Origin of the sequence: Erythrobacter sp. (assembly GCA_019739335.1) — a bacterium.
In the GTDB taxonomy this organism is placed as follows: Bacteria; Pseudomonadota; Alphaproteobacteria; order Sphingomonadales; family Sphingomonadaceae; genus Alteraurantiacibacter.
Genome location: CP073261.1, coordinates 1,084,278 through 1,097,990 on the forward strand (window position 1 = coordinate 1,084,278; position 13,713 = coordinate 1,097,990).

General features: G+C 63.2%; 13 protein-coding genes. 6 read left to right on the forward strand and 7 right to left on the reverse strand.

From position 1 onward, the window contains the following. Positions 1-83: 83 nt before the first annotated feature. The 3 genes from JY451_05335 (at position 84) to JY451_05345 (ending at position 1,585) form a co-directional block, all read left to right on the forward strand. Positions 84-392 carry a hypothetical protein gene (locus tag JY451_05335; protein ID QZH75999.1) on the forward strand — a complete coding sequence of 103 codons (309 nt, stop codon included), beginning with the start codon at positions 84-86 and terminating at the stop codon, positions 390-392. Positions 393-403: 11 nt separating this feature from the next. Beyond that, on the forward strand, positions 404-586 hold the full coding sequence (locus JY451_05340) for a hypothetical protein (GenBank protein QZH76000.1): 183 nt from the start codon (positions 404-406) through the stop codon (positions 584-586). Between the two features lie 78 nt (positions 587-664). Further along, entirely contained in the window at positions 665-1,585 is a 921-nt protein-coding gene (locus tag JY451_05345) for a phenylalanine 4-monooxygenase (GenBank protein QZH76574.1), read from the forward strand. A gap of 78 nt (positions 1,586-1,663) precedes the next feature. Here the strand turns inward: JY451_05345 and JY451_05350 are convergent, their stop codons facing one another. The 5 genes from JY451_05350 to JY451_05370 form a co-directional block, all read right to left on the reverse strand. Beyond that, a complete protein-coding gene (locus JY451_05350) occupies positions 1,664-1,933 on the reverse strand; it encodes a hypothetical protein (protein QZH76001.1) in 270 nt (89 codons plus the stop codon). 74 nt (positions 1,934-2,007) lie between these two features. After that, the gene (locus tag JY451_05355) at positions 2,008-2,280 is read right to left on the reverse strand and encodes a hypothetical protein (GenBank protein ID QZH76002.1); all 273 of its coding nucleotides are present in this window, start codon (positions 2,278-2,280) and stop codon (positions 2,008-2,010) included. Between the two features lie 96 nt (positions 2,281-2,376). After that, positions 2,377-3,222 carry an undecaprenyl-diphosphate phosphatase gene (locus tag JY451_05360; protein ID QZH76003.1) on the reverse strand — a complete coding sequence of 282 codons (846 nt, stop codon included), beginning with the start codon at positions 3,220-3,222 and terminating at the stop codon, positions 2,377-2,379. Between the two features lie 122 nt (positions 3,223-3,344). Beyond that, the gene (locus JY451_05365; GenBank protein QZH76004.1) at positions 3,345-5,477 is read right to left on the reverse strand and encodes a M13 family metallopeptidase; all 2,133 of its coding nucleotides are present in this window, start codon (positions 5,475-5,477) and stop codon (positions 3,345-3,347) included. A gap of 134 nt (positions 5,478-5,611) precedes the next feature. After that, on the reverse strand, positions 5,612-7,417 hold the full coding sequence (locus JY451_05370; protein QZH76005.1) for an ATP-binding cassette domain-containing protein: 1,806 nt from the start codon (positions 7,415-7,417) through the stop codon (positions 5,612-5,614). 210 nt (positions 7,418-7,627) lie between these two features. On the opposite strand from JY451_05370, the gene JY451_05375 reads away from it, so the two are divergent. After that, complete coding sequence (locus JY451_05375; GenBank protein QZH76006.1) at positions 7,628-8,848, forward strand: polyhydroxyalkanoate depolymerase; 1,221 nt, start codon at positions 7,628-7,630, stop codon at positions 8,846-8,848. Between the two features lie 81 nt (positions 8,849-8,929). On the opposite strand, the gene JY451_05380 is transcribed toward JY451_05375, so the two are convergent. Together JY451_05380 and JY451_05385 are read right to left on the reverse strand one after the other, a co-directional pair. Further along, complete coding sequence (locus JY451_05380; GenBank protein ID QZH76007.1) at positions 8,930-10,300, reverse strand: putative O-glycosylation ligase, exosortase A system-associated; 1,371 nt, start codon at positions 10,298-10,300, stop codon at positions 8,930-8,932. Continuing rightward, positions 10,293-10,469 (reverse strand): hypothetical protein, encoded by a 177-nt coding sequence (locus JY451_05385; protein QZH76770.1) that lies wholly within the window; start codon positions 10,467-10,469, stop codon positions 10,293-10,295. Before JY451_05385 ends, JY451_05380 begins: the two co-directional genes overlap by 8 nt. 88 nt (positions 10,470-10,557) lie before the next feature. Between JY451_05385 and JY451_05390 the strand changes: the two genes are divergently transcribed. Continuing rightward, positions 10,558-11,799, forward strand: coding sequence for a glycosyltransferase, exosortase A system-associated (locus tag JY451_05390; GenBank protein ID QZH76008.1), 1,242 nt, complete (start codon positions 10,558-10,560; stop codon positions 11,797-11,799). 42 nt (positions 11,800-11,841) lie between these two features. Then, positions 11,842-13,593 (forward strand): hypothetical protein, encoded by a 1,752-nt coding sequence (locus tag JY451_05395; protein QZH76009.1) that lies wholly within the window; start codon positions 11,842-11,844, stop codon positions 13,591-13,593. Positions 13,594-13,713 lie beyond the last annotated feature (120 nt).

The following is a 13,713-nucleotide window of genomic DNA, read 5'->3' on the forward strand; positions in this document are numbered from 1 at the left end:
CTGTGCAGTTGCGCATTTCCACGCGCATCGGCTTTCGCTAGAAGATGCCACAGGATCATTCCCAACCGAAAGCACAATCACCCATGAAGAAAATTGCCCTTGCCGCCGCCACCGCCCTTTTCGCGCTGTCCGCCTGCGCGGATTCGACCGATGCTTCGGAAGATGCAGTGGCCGATACCGTTGAAGTCCCGGCTGACGAAGCGATGGCCGATGTCCCCGCTCCGGTCGAAGATGCCGATGCGATGAACGACGAAGCGGCTGAAGAGGAAATCGAAGCTGCCGAAGCGACTGCCGAGGAAGCCGCTGACGCTGCGCAGGATACCGTCGATGACGTGCTGAGTGCCGCCGAGGCCGCAGGGCAGGCCCGCGATATCGCTGCCGAAGCCGAGTAATGCGCAAACGAGTGAGCGCGCGCGCCGGGGTGCTGCTGGCCCTCGGCGCGGCGCTTGCCGCCTGCGGGGGAGCGGAGAGAACCGCTCCCGACCCCGCCTCGGGCGACGAAGCGCGCGCTGTGGCCGAAGCAGCCGAAATGTTGGAGGAGCGCCAGCCGCAATCCGCGCCCGCGCGCGATGATGGTAACAAGTGAAACTGGAACGCCGTGCGTGGTTGTGATACAGGCTGAGCCATGAGCCAGACTGTCGAGAAGCCACCCGAATCCAGCAGTATGGCCGAGGATTTCTCGGCGCTCCCGGTCGTTCCCGTAGAAGTGTTCACCGCCCCGCTGAAGCGCCCCGGCCATGTCGGCGAAGACTGGCTCGAACCCGCACAGACGCAATACTCCTCCGAAGAAGATGCGATCTGGGACGATCTGTTTGCCCGCCAGATGCAGGTGCTGCCCGGCCGCGCCTGTTCGGCGATGCTGCACGGTCTCGAACGGCTCGATCTGGGGCGCGGCGGGGTGCCCGATTTCAGCGGGCTTTCCGAGGAACTGGGGCGGCTGACGGGGTGGAGCGTGGTCCCCGTGCCGATGCTGATTCCCGATCACGTGTTCTTCTGGCATCTCGCCAATCGCCGTTTTCCCGCAGGCAACTTCATCCGCACCCGTGAGACCTTCGACTACATTCAGGAACCCGACGTGTTCCACGACGTGTTCGGCCACGTCCCTTTGCTTACCGACCCGGTGTTCGCCGATTACATGCAGGAATACGGCCGCGCCGGGTGGAAGGCGATGCGCTATAACCGGCTGAAGGCGCTCGGCGCGCTCTACTGGTACACGGTCGAATTCGGGCTGATGCTGGAGCATGGAGAACCGCGCATTTTCGGCGCGGGGATATTGTCCGGCCCGACAGAAGCGATTTTTGCGCTCGAAGGGCAGTCGCCCAACCGGATCATGCTCAATGTCGATCGGGTAATGCGCACCGACTATGTAATCGACGATCTCCAGCCGACCTATTTCGTGATCGAGAGCTTCGAGGATCTCCACCGGCAGACGGTGGAGCGTGATTTCGACCGGCTCTATCGCAATCTCGGCCCCGGCTTCACCTATGCCAATTCGGCGGTGATCGACGTCGACAATGTGTTGCACCGGGGCAGCCAAGAATATTTCCTGCGCGGTGGACGCGGATCGCGCGCGACACCGGTTTGAGCGCGTTCCTGCGGGGCAAAGAAAAACCGGCCCCGGAACACTTTCCGGAGCCGGTCTTCGATTTGGCGCGAGCCGGGCTTACTCGACGACGGTATCGTCGGCAGCAGCGTCATCCATGGCATCGCCTTCTGCCTCCATGGCATCGGCCTGGTCTTCGGCCTGATCGACCATCGCATCTTCTTCAGCATCCGAGATCATGCCGGCATCTTCCATGGCTTCGGCTTCGTCAGCCACATCTTCGGCGCGCTGTTCGCCCGCATCTTCCATGGCGTTCTCGTTGGCACCTTCACAGGCGGCGAGCGTAAGGCCGAGCACGGCGGCGGACGCGAAAGCAATAATCTTCTTCATCGGTATTCCCCTTCTAGGTGGGCAGGCCATGCTGCCCGGGTTGGGCGAACCTTGCGGATCGTCCGTGATGCCACTTAACGCATATGGTTGAAACGCAACAGATTAAGTGGAACGAGTAGTGCCACCGTTGCGATCATGCAGATCGCAATGGCGCGCACAGAGTAACGATCGCCCAGCAAATCGCCCGTCCCGATCACCGGGCTGATAACCAGACCCGCCATCAACGCGGCAGCAATGCCGACGCCGATATTGAGCTGCAATCCGCGCACGGTCCTGTCGGTACCGAGCACGAACGCCATCAACCATCCAAGGATGGCTCCGGTAACGATCATGAATGCAATACCCACGAGGCGGCTTTCCTTCGGACATATCGTCGGGAAGGGAAACCGCTCAATCTCGCCTTGGTTCCGCCATAATTGGCGCAAGACGAATATTCTTCTGGATCAGAACAGTGCCAGCAAAGCGACACCCATCGCGATGCGGTAGATCACGAATACCAACATCGATGCTTTCCTGAGGAAATTCATCAGGAAGGCCATTGTCGCAAAGGCGGCAATGAAGGTCAGCACGCCGGCGATCAGCGCTTCCATCGCCAGCCCGCCGCCGGCTTCGAAAATCTCCGGCACGATCAGGACGCCTGCGCCCGCCACCGCCGGGATCGAGAGCAGGAAGGAGAAACGCGCCGATTCGAAGCGATTGTATCCCAGCGCTCTCGCCATGGTCATCGTCGCGCCCGCACGGCTGGTGCCCGGAATGATCGCCAGCGCCTGCGCTATGCCGACGAGCAGGCCGTCCCGCCATGTCATGTCCTCGAACTTCCGGGTTTCCTTGCCGAACCGGTCCGCCAGGCCGAGCAGAATGCCGTAGAAGATCAGGTTGACCGCGATCAGGTCGGTGAAGCGGATCGATCCCATCAGGTCGCCATCGATCACTTCGATGCCGAACACGCTCTCCACCAGACCGTTGAATACCCCCAGCTTGATCGCCAGCCCGAAGGCGACGGCAGGAATGGTGCCGAGCACGATCCACCAGAACAGCCGTCGTTCCGCCGGAGCCTTGACGATGCCGACACTGGCAAAGCCGCCGCGTGCCAGCAGCACCACGTCCTTGAAGAAATAGACGATGATCGCCAGCAGCGACCCGACATGCACCGCCACATCGATCAGCGGGCCCTGGTCGGGAAAATCGGTAAGGTAGGGGATCAGGATCAGGTGCCCTGACGAAGAGATCGGCAGGAATTCGGTGATCCCCTGCACCACGGCGATCAGCAGCAGCTGGAAGAATGTCATGGGGTCCGCTCCATGGCTTTTCGCCCGATGAAGTCAAGCGGCCAAGTCCTGCCGAAGCAAAAGACCCGCTCCCGATGTGCAAATCGGGAGCGGGCCTTGAACTTGTGCTTGCCAGACTGAACTTACCAGATGCGGATGCGATCTTCCGGCGGCAGGTAGAGATCGTCTTCCGGGCTGACATCGAAAGCGTCATACCAGGCGTCGAGATGCCGCACCGCGTTGTTCAGGCGGAATTCGCCCGGCGGGTGGTTGGCGGTCATCACCCGGTTGCGGAGCGATTCCTCGCGCTCCATCCCGCGCCAGATCTGCGCGAAACCAAGGAAGAACCGCTGGTCGCCGGTCAGCCCGTCGATCACCGGGGCCTCTTCGCCATTCAGCGAGAGGCGATAGGCGCGATAGGCCATTTGCAGGCCGACCACGTCGCCCAGCGTCTCGCCCATCGATTGCTGCCCGCGCAGGCAGACCGGGCCTTCGGGGCTGTCCACCGGGCAATAGCTTTCGATGAAACCAGCCATCTGCGTGGTGATTTCCTCGAAGGCTTCGCGGTCGCCTTCCTGCCACCAGTTGCGCAGTGTGCCGGTGGCATCGAACTGCGATCCCTGATCGTCGTAACCATGGCCGATTTCGTGCCCGATCACCGCGCCGATGCCGCCGTAATTCACCGCCGGATCGTTATCCGCACCGAAGAACGGCTGCTGCAGGATCGCAGCGGGGAAGACGATCCGGTTGGTCAGCGGCGAGTAATAGGCGTTCACCGTCTGCGGCAGCATGCCCCATTCGCTGGGATCGACCTGGGTGCCAAGCCGCGACAGGTTGTCCTGCTGGTTCCAGCGCGCCGCGCTCATGCGATTGCCGAGCGGATCGTTGGGGCTGATTTCGAGGCCGTCATAGGTCTCGAATTCGTCCGGATAGCCGATCATCGGCACAAATCCGTTAAGCTTGTTGCGCGCTTCGGCGATGGTTTCCGGCGTCATCCATTCGTTTTCGTCCAGCGCCATGCTCATCGCGCGTGAAAGGTTGGCCACCAGTTCGTCCATCCGCGCCTTGCTTTCGGGCGGGAAGTACCGCTCGACATAAAGCGCGCCGAGCTGTTCGCCCAGTTGCCCCTGCACCGCGCCGATGGCGCGCTTCCAGCGGGCTTCCTGCTGTTCCTGCCCACCAATGGTGCGACCGAAGAAGTCGAAATTGGCGGCGTCCAGCTCGCTCGAAAGCACCGCAGCATTGCTGGCGAGGAAGCGCGCAGCCATATAGGCCTTGATCGTTTCCAACGGAGTTTGCGTCAGCAGTTCCATCATTGCCGGCAGGCCGCCACCGATCATCTCGAGCTGCGCGGGCGTAAGGCCGAGCGTGGCGATTTCTTCCTCTGTTGGTGGAAGCTGGCCGGCGAGGAAGCGGGTCTGGTCGGCAAATTGCCCGGCTTCGAGCAGCGTCTCGATGGGGAAGGTGCCCGCCATTTCGGTGAGTTCCTCGCGGCTGAGCACATTATAGGTCAGTTGCGGCATCCGCAGTACCTGGCGCGCCCATTCGAGTTCGGCGACCTGCGCCTCGAAGGCATAGATCGCGCGCGCCGCAGCGGCTGGGTCTTCATAGCCCGCAGCTTCGAGCAAGGTCCCCAGGTAGCCCAGATAGGCTTCGCGGATGGCGAGATTGCTTTCCGAATCGACGAGGTAGTAGTCGCGGTCAGGCAGGCCCATGCCGTCGAACCCGATGCTTACGGCATATTCGGTCGGGTTGCGCGCATCAATGCCCACCCCGGCGCTGACCAGTGAGGGATAGCCCGGCTCTTCGAACAGTTCCACCAGCCGGTTCAGATCCGGTGCGGTAAAGATTTCCTGCAGATAGGGCTGCGCCGGGGCGAGGCCCGCCGCGTCGATCGCTTCGACATCGTAGAAGGCGTTGTAGGCATCGACGATCCGGCGTTCCGGCGTGCCGGGGGCGGGGTTGGAGGCCAGCAGGTCGACCATCAGGAGACGCACGTCTTCGCGCGACTGTTCACCCAGCAGGTCGAAGGCACCGAAACGGCTGCGATCGGCGGGAATGGCGTTCTCGCGGGTCCACTTTCCGTTGACGTAGGCGTTGAAATCGTCGCCCGGGTCCACGGCGGGGTCGATCGCGTCCAGCCCCACGCCCCAAGTGCCGAAGTCCATTGTTGGCAGTTCGACGATCGTTTCGGTGGGCGCGTCTTGCGCCAGCGCGGGCATGGCGAAGGCCAGCCCGAGCGCGGATACGGATGTGGCAAGCAGTGTGCGGATCATGCGGCAGTCCCCAAAGGTAGCGTTAATGCTATGCTGTTCGTCCAGACCGGATGAACCGTTTCTGTCGTTACCATATCGACTAAGCGTCGATTCCGCTCGACGCAAGGTCGGGAGTCCGGAAAGCGCTACCGCCTTTAGGCGGTAATCGCTTCGGTTTTGCGTTCGTCGAACTGCAAGGCCGCCAGCCGCGCATAGAGCCCGCCCTGCGCGGTCAGGCTGGCGTGGTCGCCCTGTTCGACAATCCGGCCGCCCTCCATCACCACGATCCGGTCCGCCGCGCGCACTGTGGCGAGGCGATGGGCGATCACCAGCGTAGTGCGGTTCGCCATCAGCCTCTCAAGCGCGTCCTGCACCAGCCGTTCGCTTTCGGCATCGAGCGCAGAAGTCGCTTCGTCGAGCAGCAGGATCGGTGCATCGCGCAGCAGCGCACGGGCGATTGCCACCCGCTGGCGCTGCCCGCCCGAAAGCCGCGCCCCGCCGTCGCCGAGGAAAGTATCGAGCCCCTGCGGCAGTTCACGGAGGAAATCCTCGGCATTGGCAGCGCGCGCCGCCTGCCAGATTGCCTCCTCGCTGGCTTCCCACGCACCATAGCGCAGGTTGTCGCGCGCGCTGGCGGCGAACAGAACGCCTTCCTGCGGCACCAGCGCCATCCGGCGTCGGACTTCGGCAGGATCGGCCTGGGTCAACGGCACCCCGTCCATGCGGATCGTGCCCGCCTGCGGATCGTAGAACCGCTCGGCGAGTTGGAAGATGGTCGACTTGCCCGCGCCCGACGGGCCTACGATCGCCACCGTCTCACCCGGCTCCACCGTCAGGGTGAAATCGCTCACCGCCTGGTCTTCGGGCCGCGTGGGATAGCTGAAGGTGACGTTGGCAAAGGCAATGCTGCCGCGCGGCGGCACGGGCAGCGCCTGCGGGCGGGCGGGCACGGTGATATCGGGCTTTTCCTCGAGCAGTTCGTTGAGCCGGCTCGCAGCGCCGGCCCCGCGCAGCAGATCGCCGAACACTTCGGTCAGAGCGCCGAAGGCACCGGCGGTAATCACCCCGCCGACGATGAAAGCGAGGATCGTCCCGCCCGAAATCGATCCTTCGGCCACCATCAGCGCGCCGCGCCACATCAGTCCGGTGATCGATCCGAAAATGAGCGTGATCAGCATCGCGGTCATCACCGCGCGGATCAGGATGCGCGACTTGGCGACATCGAAGGTGCGCTCGACGGCTTCGCCGAAGCGCGCAGCCTCCCGCTCCTCCTGGTTGAAGCCCTGCACGATCTTCATCGCGGAGAGCATTTCGGTGGTGATCCCGCCCACATCGGCCACCCGGTCCTGGCTGGCGCGGCTGATATCGCGCAGCCGCCGCCCGAACAGGGCAATCGGCCCGATCACCAGCGGAATCCCCGCCAGCAGCCAGACGGCCAGTTGCGGCGCGAGCCAGAACAGGTAGCCCGTCCCCAGCACCGCCATGATCGTGTTGCGCAACGCCACCGAAATGGTCGTGCCGACGATCTGTTCGATGATCGCGGTGTCGGAGACCATCCGCGACGATATTTCGCGCGGGCTGTTCTCCTCGAAGAAGGCGGGCGAAAGCCGCAGCAGGTTGTCGTACACCCGACTGCGGATGTCGGCGACCACCCGTTCGCCCAGCCAGCTGACGAAATAGAACCGCATCGCTGTGCCGATACCGAGAATGCCGACCAGCAGCAGCAGGTAACGGAACCAGCGCCCGATATCGCCATCTCCAACGAAGCCGCGATCAATGATGAGCTGCAGCGCAGTGGGCACCGCCCAGGACATGATGACGGCAGTGACGAACAGCGCAATCGCCGCCATGCCGATCTGGAACGGATATTTCACCGCTTCGCGCGCCACCATCTTGAGCGGGCCGAGATTGCGCGCGGATTTGGAGTCGTCGGCCTGGATGGATCGGGACATGCGTGCCATTGTGGCGCGGCACTAGCCCAATCGCAGCCGCGGTCAAGCCAGCCGGAGGGCCGGGTTCTCCCGCTGACTCATCCCGGCGAGCCATACCGCGTTGCAACATGCAACGAAAACGCCCATATTTGCCGCAACGCACAAGAACGGTCGCCGGGAAGCCTCCCACGTCGCATTCGGCAGAACCGTCATCCGCAGTTTCGCGAAGGACGCACCAACTTGCTTTATTCCGCTTATGAAATGCAGCGCGTGCTGCTCGGCTCGGCCAGCAACTGGGCTGCAGTGGCCGCGCGTATGCTTGACAATCCGTCACTTCCGATGGGCTATTTCGGCATGGGCCCAGCCGCTGCCAGCGCCTTGAAGGTTTTCGCACACCTCTACGAAGATCGCGGCAAGCCCGAATTCGATATCCAGCCGGTCGAAGTCGATGGCGTTTCCTGCCCGGTTTCCGAAACCGTGGTGTTCGAAAAGCCGTTCGGTGGCTTGCGCCGTTTCGTGCGCGAAGGCCTGCCTGAAGATGCGCCCAAACTGCTGATCGTCGCGCCGATGAGCGGGCACTTCGCCACCCTGCTGCGCGGAACGGTGCAGCGGATGGTGGTAAACCAGCAGGTCTGGATCACCGACTGGGTCGACGCGCGGCAGGTGCCATTATCGGCCGGGCATTTCGATCTCGACGACTACATCGATTACCTGATCGAATTCCTGCAATTCCTCGATCCGAACACGCATGTCCTTGCGGTTTGCCAGCCTTCGGTCCCCGCCTTTGCCGCCACGGCCGTAATGGCGGCGAACAAGGACGCGTGCCGCCCGGCATCGCTGATGATGATGGGCGGCCCGATCGACACCCGCGCCAGCCCAACCAGCGTGAACGATCTGGCGATGGACAAGCCGCTCGCCTGGTTCGAAAGCAATGTGATCGCCACCGTGCCCTACAGCTATCCGGGTGCGGGGCGGAAGGTCTATCCCGGTTTCCTGCAATTGGCAGGCTTCTTGTCAATGAATCTGGCCGATCACATGATGAGCCATTACGAAATGTTCAAGCATATGACGCTGGGCGACAACGACAGCGCTGAGCGCACCCGGATGTTCTACGACGAATATCTCTCGGTCTGCGACATGACGGCGGAATTCTATCTCCAGACCATCGAGCACGTGTTCCAGCGCCATTCGCTGCCCAAGGGCGAATTCGTCCATCGCGGCAAGGCGATCGATCCCGATGCCATCCGTGACACCGCGCTGCTGGCGATCGAAGGCGAGCTGGACGATATCTCCGGCGTTGGCCAGACGCGTGCCGCGCTCGATCTGGCCAAGCACTTGCCTCCGGAGAAGAAGATGTATCACCTCGCCAAGGATGTCGGCCATTACGGCATTTTCAACGGCAGCAAGTGGCGCGGCAAGATCGCGTCGGTGGTGGAGCAGTGGATGCGGGATAATGGCTGAGGTGTGATTTCGGTTTCATGAAGCCGTCTCTGCGGCTTCATGATAAGGTTTCCCCGAACACCTTGTTCACCAGCCACGCAATCAGGCGGGCGCGGCCTGCTTGTTCCGTCCTGCCAGCCGTTCCGCCACTTCGGAGGGGCGAAAGGGTTTCCGACGCATCCGCCACTGGCTCCACAGCGCGCATTGCATCGCGATCAGCAGGAACATGAACGACTGGTAGGCAATCCCCACAAAAGCCGCACCGACCAGGAAGATTATCTGTGCATGCTGCAAAGCCGTCGCCAGATCGTGGAACCAGACATCGCGATCCGCGTGCTTTGCGCGCTCACGCCAGCGGATGCGTTCCATCTGCCACAGCCCCAGCCCGTGCAGCAGCAACCACAGCCCCAACCCCAACCAGCCCTGCTCGCCGAGCATTTCGAAGTAGGACGAATGGTAGGCGCGCGCTTCGTCGGTGACTTCGGTATAGGTGATCCGGCGGTTGTTCCCCTCCCCGGTCACTTCGGGAAGCTGGTAGGTGAAGCTGTTTCCGCGATAGGCATCGAACCCGCCACCCTTGGGATTGGCCAGCGCATAGTGATAGGTCCACTTCCACACTTCAAGCCGGGTGGAAGCGCTTTCGTCCGAACGGAAGCCGGTTATGGTCCCCATCCGCTCCACGAAGGTTTGCGGCAGGAACGGCAGCGCCACCAGCATCGCCACGCTGGCGAGACCAGCGAACAGGAAGCGGTGGCGCACCTGCCGCATCAGCACCAGTCCGAGCACGGCGATGCACACCAGCCCGGTACGGGCACTGGTGCCAATGGGAATGAGCAGGCAGGAAAAGATCAGCGCGGCGCTGAACAGCCACACGGCCTTGCTAGGCGGAAACACGGTTCCGCGCCGGGCGAGGAACAGGATCAGCGGTATCGTGGCAATCGCGGCGGTGGAAATGATCGAGCCTTCGTAGATGCCCGCGTTGTCGTCCACCAGCAGCGTCAGCGTGCCGTAACCGCCGCCGCCAAATACCGTCTTGATCCCGCCGTTGATGGCAATCGCGCCGATCGCCAGCGCAAATACCAGCACCGCCGATTCGAGCCGCAGCCGGGTGCGCAGGGTCAGTGGCAGGAAGGCGGCGAAGAACATGCTCTTCCACACCCAGTCCCACTTCTCCCACGCTGAGTCCTGAAAGACCGCACCCAGCGTGGTGTAACCGCACCACGCCAGCAGCGCGACGATCAGCGCCTGCCTTAGAGTGAAGCGACTTCCTTCCTTGCTGTCGAGTACGACGTAGCCGGCAAAGGCGGCGAGGAAGGTGATGAGCGACAATTGCAGGCTGGTGATGATGCCCCAGCCGATCAGCTGCGGCGAGACGATGTCGACATAGATATACAGCAGCACCCAGATGAAGGGCCGCTTGAACCCCAGCAGCAGGATCGCGCCGATGAAGGCAAGGAGGACCAGGTCACGCATCGGCGGCGGGCTCGTCTGTCGCAGCAGCGGGCGCGGCGGGCTTCAGCCACGGGCGCGGTGCGGGCGCTTTGGCGGGAGCCTCGTGATCGAGATCGTCCCGGAACAGCAGCTTCCACGCGGCGAGCAGGATCAGGCCGTGGCTGAGCAGGATGGTGAAAATATCGATCAAGGATCAGGGGTCCGGAAAGCTTGCTGGCTCCCTCCTACGCTCAGGGTCTTGACGCGGCGTTAAGCAAGCTGTGGCAAAGCCACGGGCGATGACCCGGATCCTGCACGTCCTCGACCATTCGCTGCCGCTGCACAGCGGCTACACCTTCCGCACCCGCGCGATCCTGACGGCGCAGCAGGCGCAGGGACTGGAAGTGCGCGGGATCACTGGCTTGCGACACAGCGCCGAGGGGTCGCCAATGGAGCAGGTGGACGGGCTTACCTTCCACCGCACACCCGGAACCGCGCAAGGCCCTGCTGGCCTGAAGGAATGGCGCGAGATCGGCGCGCTCGCCGATGCCATTGTCGCGCTGGCACAGGACTGGCGGCCCGACGTGCTGCACGCGCATTCGCCCGCGCTTGACGGAATGGCGGCGATTCGCGCCGGTAAGAAGCTCGGCATTCCGGTAGTCTACGAAATCCGCGCCTTCTGGGAAGATGCTGCCGTGGGCAATCTGATGACCCACGAAGGCTCGCTCAAATACCGGCTGACCCGGCAACTGGAGAACATGGCCGTCAGCGGCGCGGACGCAGTGATGACGATCTGCCAGGGGCTGAAGGACGATCTGGTTTTGCGCGGGGTGGGGCCGGACAAGATCGGGATCATGCCCAATGGTGTCGATCTGACGCTGTTCGGCGAACCGGTAGCGCGCGATGCTGTGCTGGCGCAGGAACTGGGGATCGGGGCCAAGGATTCCTGCGGCCCGGTGATCGGCTTCATCGGCAGCTTCTACGATTACGAAGGGCTGGACGACCTGATCGCCGCCATGCCCATGCTGCTGGAGCGCCATCCCAGCGCGAGGCTGCTGCTGGTGGGCGGGGGACCGATGGAAGCGGCGCTCAAGGCGCAGGCTCTCGCCTCATCCGCCGCCGATGCAATCATTTTCGCCGGTCGCGTGCCGCACGGCGAAGTCGAGTGTTACTACGCGCTCAGCGATATCATGGCTTACCCGCGCAAGCACAGCCGCCTGACCGATCTGGTCACGCCTTTGAAGCCACTCGAAGCGATGGCGCAGATGCAACTCGTCGCCGCCAGCAATGTCGGCGGCCACCGCGAACTGGTTACGCAGGGGGAAACCGGAGTGCTGTTCGCGCCCGATGATCCTGCCGCCTGCGCCACAGCGCTGGCCGACCTCATCGACCGCCGCGACGAATGGCCCGCAATCCGCGCCACGGCCCGTGAACATATCCGCCAGAGCCATGACTGGCACCAGAATATACAGCGTTATCAGGTCGTTTACCAAAGACTGTTAGGCCAATCGTCGAATCGCCGGATTCCCGCTGCCGCCTGATTTCATCGGGTGAAGTCGGGGAGGTGCAGACAGGAAATACCCGTGGCTTCAGTTCCGATGGACCCATCCCGCAGAAGCAGGAGCGGCGGCATTACTACCGACCGTCCCCCGGTCAGCGCGCATCCCGCCTTTCCCGCCATTGTCTCGCTGTGGTTTGCCGCTCTTCTCGGGCTAGGCAGCCTGATCCTGCCCGTGCAACTGCTCGAAAGCATGTTGAATGCTTCCGGCGTTGCCTCGCTGATTCCTTCCGCAGCACCGCCGCTCGGTTTCACCGCACGCGCAGCCATCGCGCTGGCCGCTACCACGACCGGGGCGCTGCTTGGCGTTTATGCCGCGCGCAAGGTGACACAGGCTTCCACCCGTCTGCCTACGGCAGAGCGTGAGGCCTACACCGACGATGCCGGCGATGATTTCGACGATTTCGCCGATGACGGGCTCGATGCCGATCTCCCGCCGCTGCGCGATCCTTCTCCCACTCTGGGCCGCCGCCGCCCGCTGGCCTTGGCCGAGGAAGAGCGTCCGAGCGATTTCCTCCACGTTGTACCTCTACCCGGTGACCCCGCCGCAGATGAGGACGATACGCTGGTGCTCGGTCAGGAATATGCGCCTGAGGCGAGCGGAATTGAAGTGGCTCAGCCGGTGCCGCAGGAATACGTCCCTTCCGCAGTCCGAGTTGAAGCGGCAGCACCTGAATCGCCGGTCGAAGTTTCCAAGAGCGTTCCCGCCACCGCCGTCGAGCCGCTGCCGTTTTCGCCACCCTCAATGGCGCGGTTCGGAGGCTCCACTCCCGAACCGGCGCTCGCCGATGATGAAGCCGAGGCGACTATGCACGAGGGGGATATCCTCCCACCAGAAGCGCCCGAACCCGAACCAATCCCGGAGAATGATGTGGAAATTGTCCGCCACAGACAGACCTTTGCTTCTTCCCTTCAGCCTGCCCCTGCCGATGCGGACGGCGAAGTGACCGGATTGGTCCAACTTGTGCAGAAGCTGGGCCAGACGCTGGAGAAGCACCGCGAATGGACCGCCCAGCGTGCCGTTGCCACTGCGTCTGGTGCAGCAAGCGATAGTGGAGCGGAGCCGGAAGCGGAGGCAGTCACCGAAATCGCCCATTCGCGGACCGAGATCGCCGAGGAATTTGAACCCGCTCCAGCAGACGATGCGGCCGAGGCAATGGCCGCATGGTTCGGCAAGCCTGCTGCTTTTCCCCAAGAGGTGAAGGACGAACCCACCTCCGCCGTGAACCCCGCTCCCGAACCCGCATCCAGTCTTTCCAGCGCGCCAGCCGTCGAGCAGGGCTGTGCTCCCTTCGCAGGCATGGGGCACCTTGCGGCGGTCGAACATGGTTATGAAGAGGACGACGAAGACGATATCGAAGAGCTTGCTGCCTCGTTCAGCCTGCCCCTGAGCGCCAGCGTCGGCTCGCAGCCGCAACCGGCACCGGCCCGGTTGCGCGACGCCAGCTACGTTTCGCTCTCCGCCGACAACCCGTTTCGCCGGCCGGTCGACGAATTTGTCCGGATCGAAGAGCCCGAGTCCAAAGCAGGCCTGGTCCGGCCCGCGGTGGTCTTCCCGCACGAGGAAACAACCCGCCCCGCGACGGCTGGCGGCCCCCTCACCGCTGCGCGACCTTTCGACCGTCCCTCCGAACTGTGCCCCCCGGCGTCACCGAAAGTGGCGCAGATCAACCCGCACGCCCAACCGAACCCGCTTTCCGGTCGCCCGGCATCCAATGATGACAGCGAGCGAGCGCTGCGCGAGGCGCTGATGAACCTGCAACGCATGGGCAAATAAGCATTTGCGCCGCGCCATGCAGGCGCTTGTGCGGCGCAACAAAACTTGCAAAATGCCTTTCCTGTCGCCATGAGGGCCATTCGCGAAATTTTCGTGCAGCCCAGGGCTGTTGATTCGCGT

What these genes read in the sequence shown, in the direction of transcription:
- JY451_05335 (QZH75999.1), top strand. Translation starts at nt 84, where the DNA reads ATGAAGAAAATTGCCCTTGCCGCCGCCACCGCCCTTTTCGCGCTGTCC.
- JY451_05345 (QZH76574.1), top strand. Translation starts at nt 665, where the DNA reads ATGGCCGAGGATTTCTCGGCGCTCCCGGTCGTTCCCGTAGAAGTGTTC.
- JY451_05350 (QZH76001.1), bottom strand. Translation starts at nt 1,933, where the DNA reads ATGAAGAAGATTATTGCTTTCGCGTCCGCCGCCGTGCTCGGCCTTACG.
- JY451_05360 (QZH76003.1), bottom strand. Translation starts at nt 3,222, where the DNA reads ATGACATTCTTCCAGCTGCTGCTGATCGCCGTGGTGCAGGGGATCACC.
- JY451_05365 (QZH76004.1), bottom strand. Translation starts at nt 5,477, where the DNA reads ATGATCCGCACACTGCTTGCCACATCCGTATCCGCGCTCGGGCTGGCC.
- JY451_05370 (QZH76005.1), bottom strand. Translation starts at nt 7,417, where the DNA reads ATGGCACGCATGTCCCGATCCATCCAGGCCGACGACTCCAAATCCGCG.
- JY451_05380 (QZH76007.1), bottom strand. Translation starts at nt 10,300, where the DNA reads ATGCGTGACCTGGTCCTCCTTGCCTTCATCGGCGCGATCCTGCTGCTG.
- JY451_05390 (QZH76008.1), top strand. Translation starts at nt 10,558, where the DNA reads ATGACCCGGATCCTGCACGTCCTCGACCATTCGCTGCCGCTGCACAGC.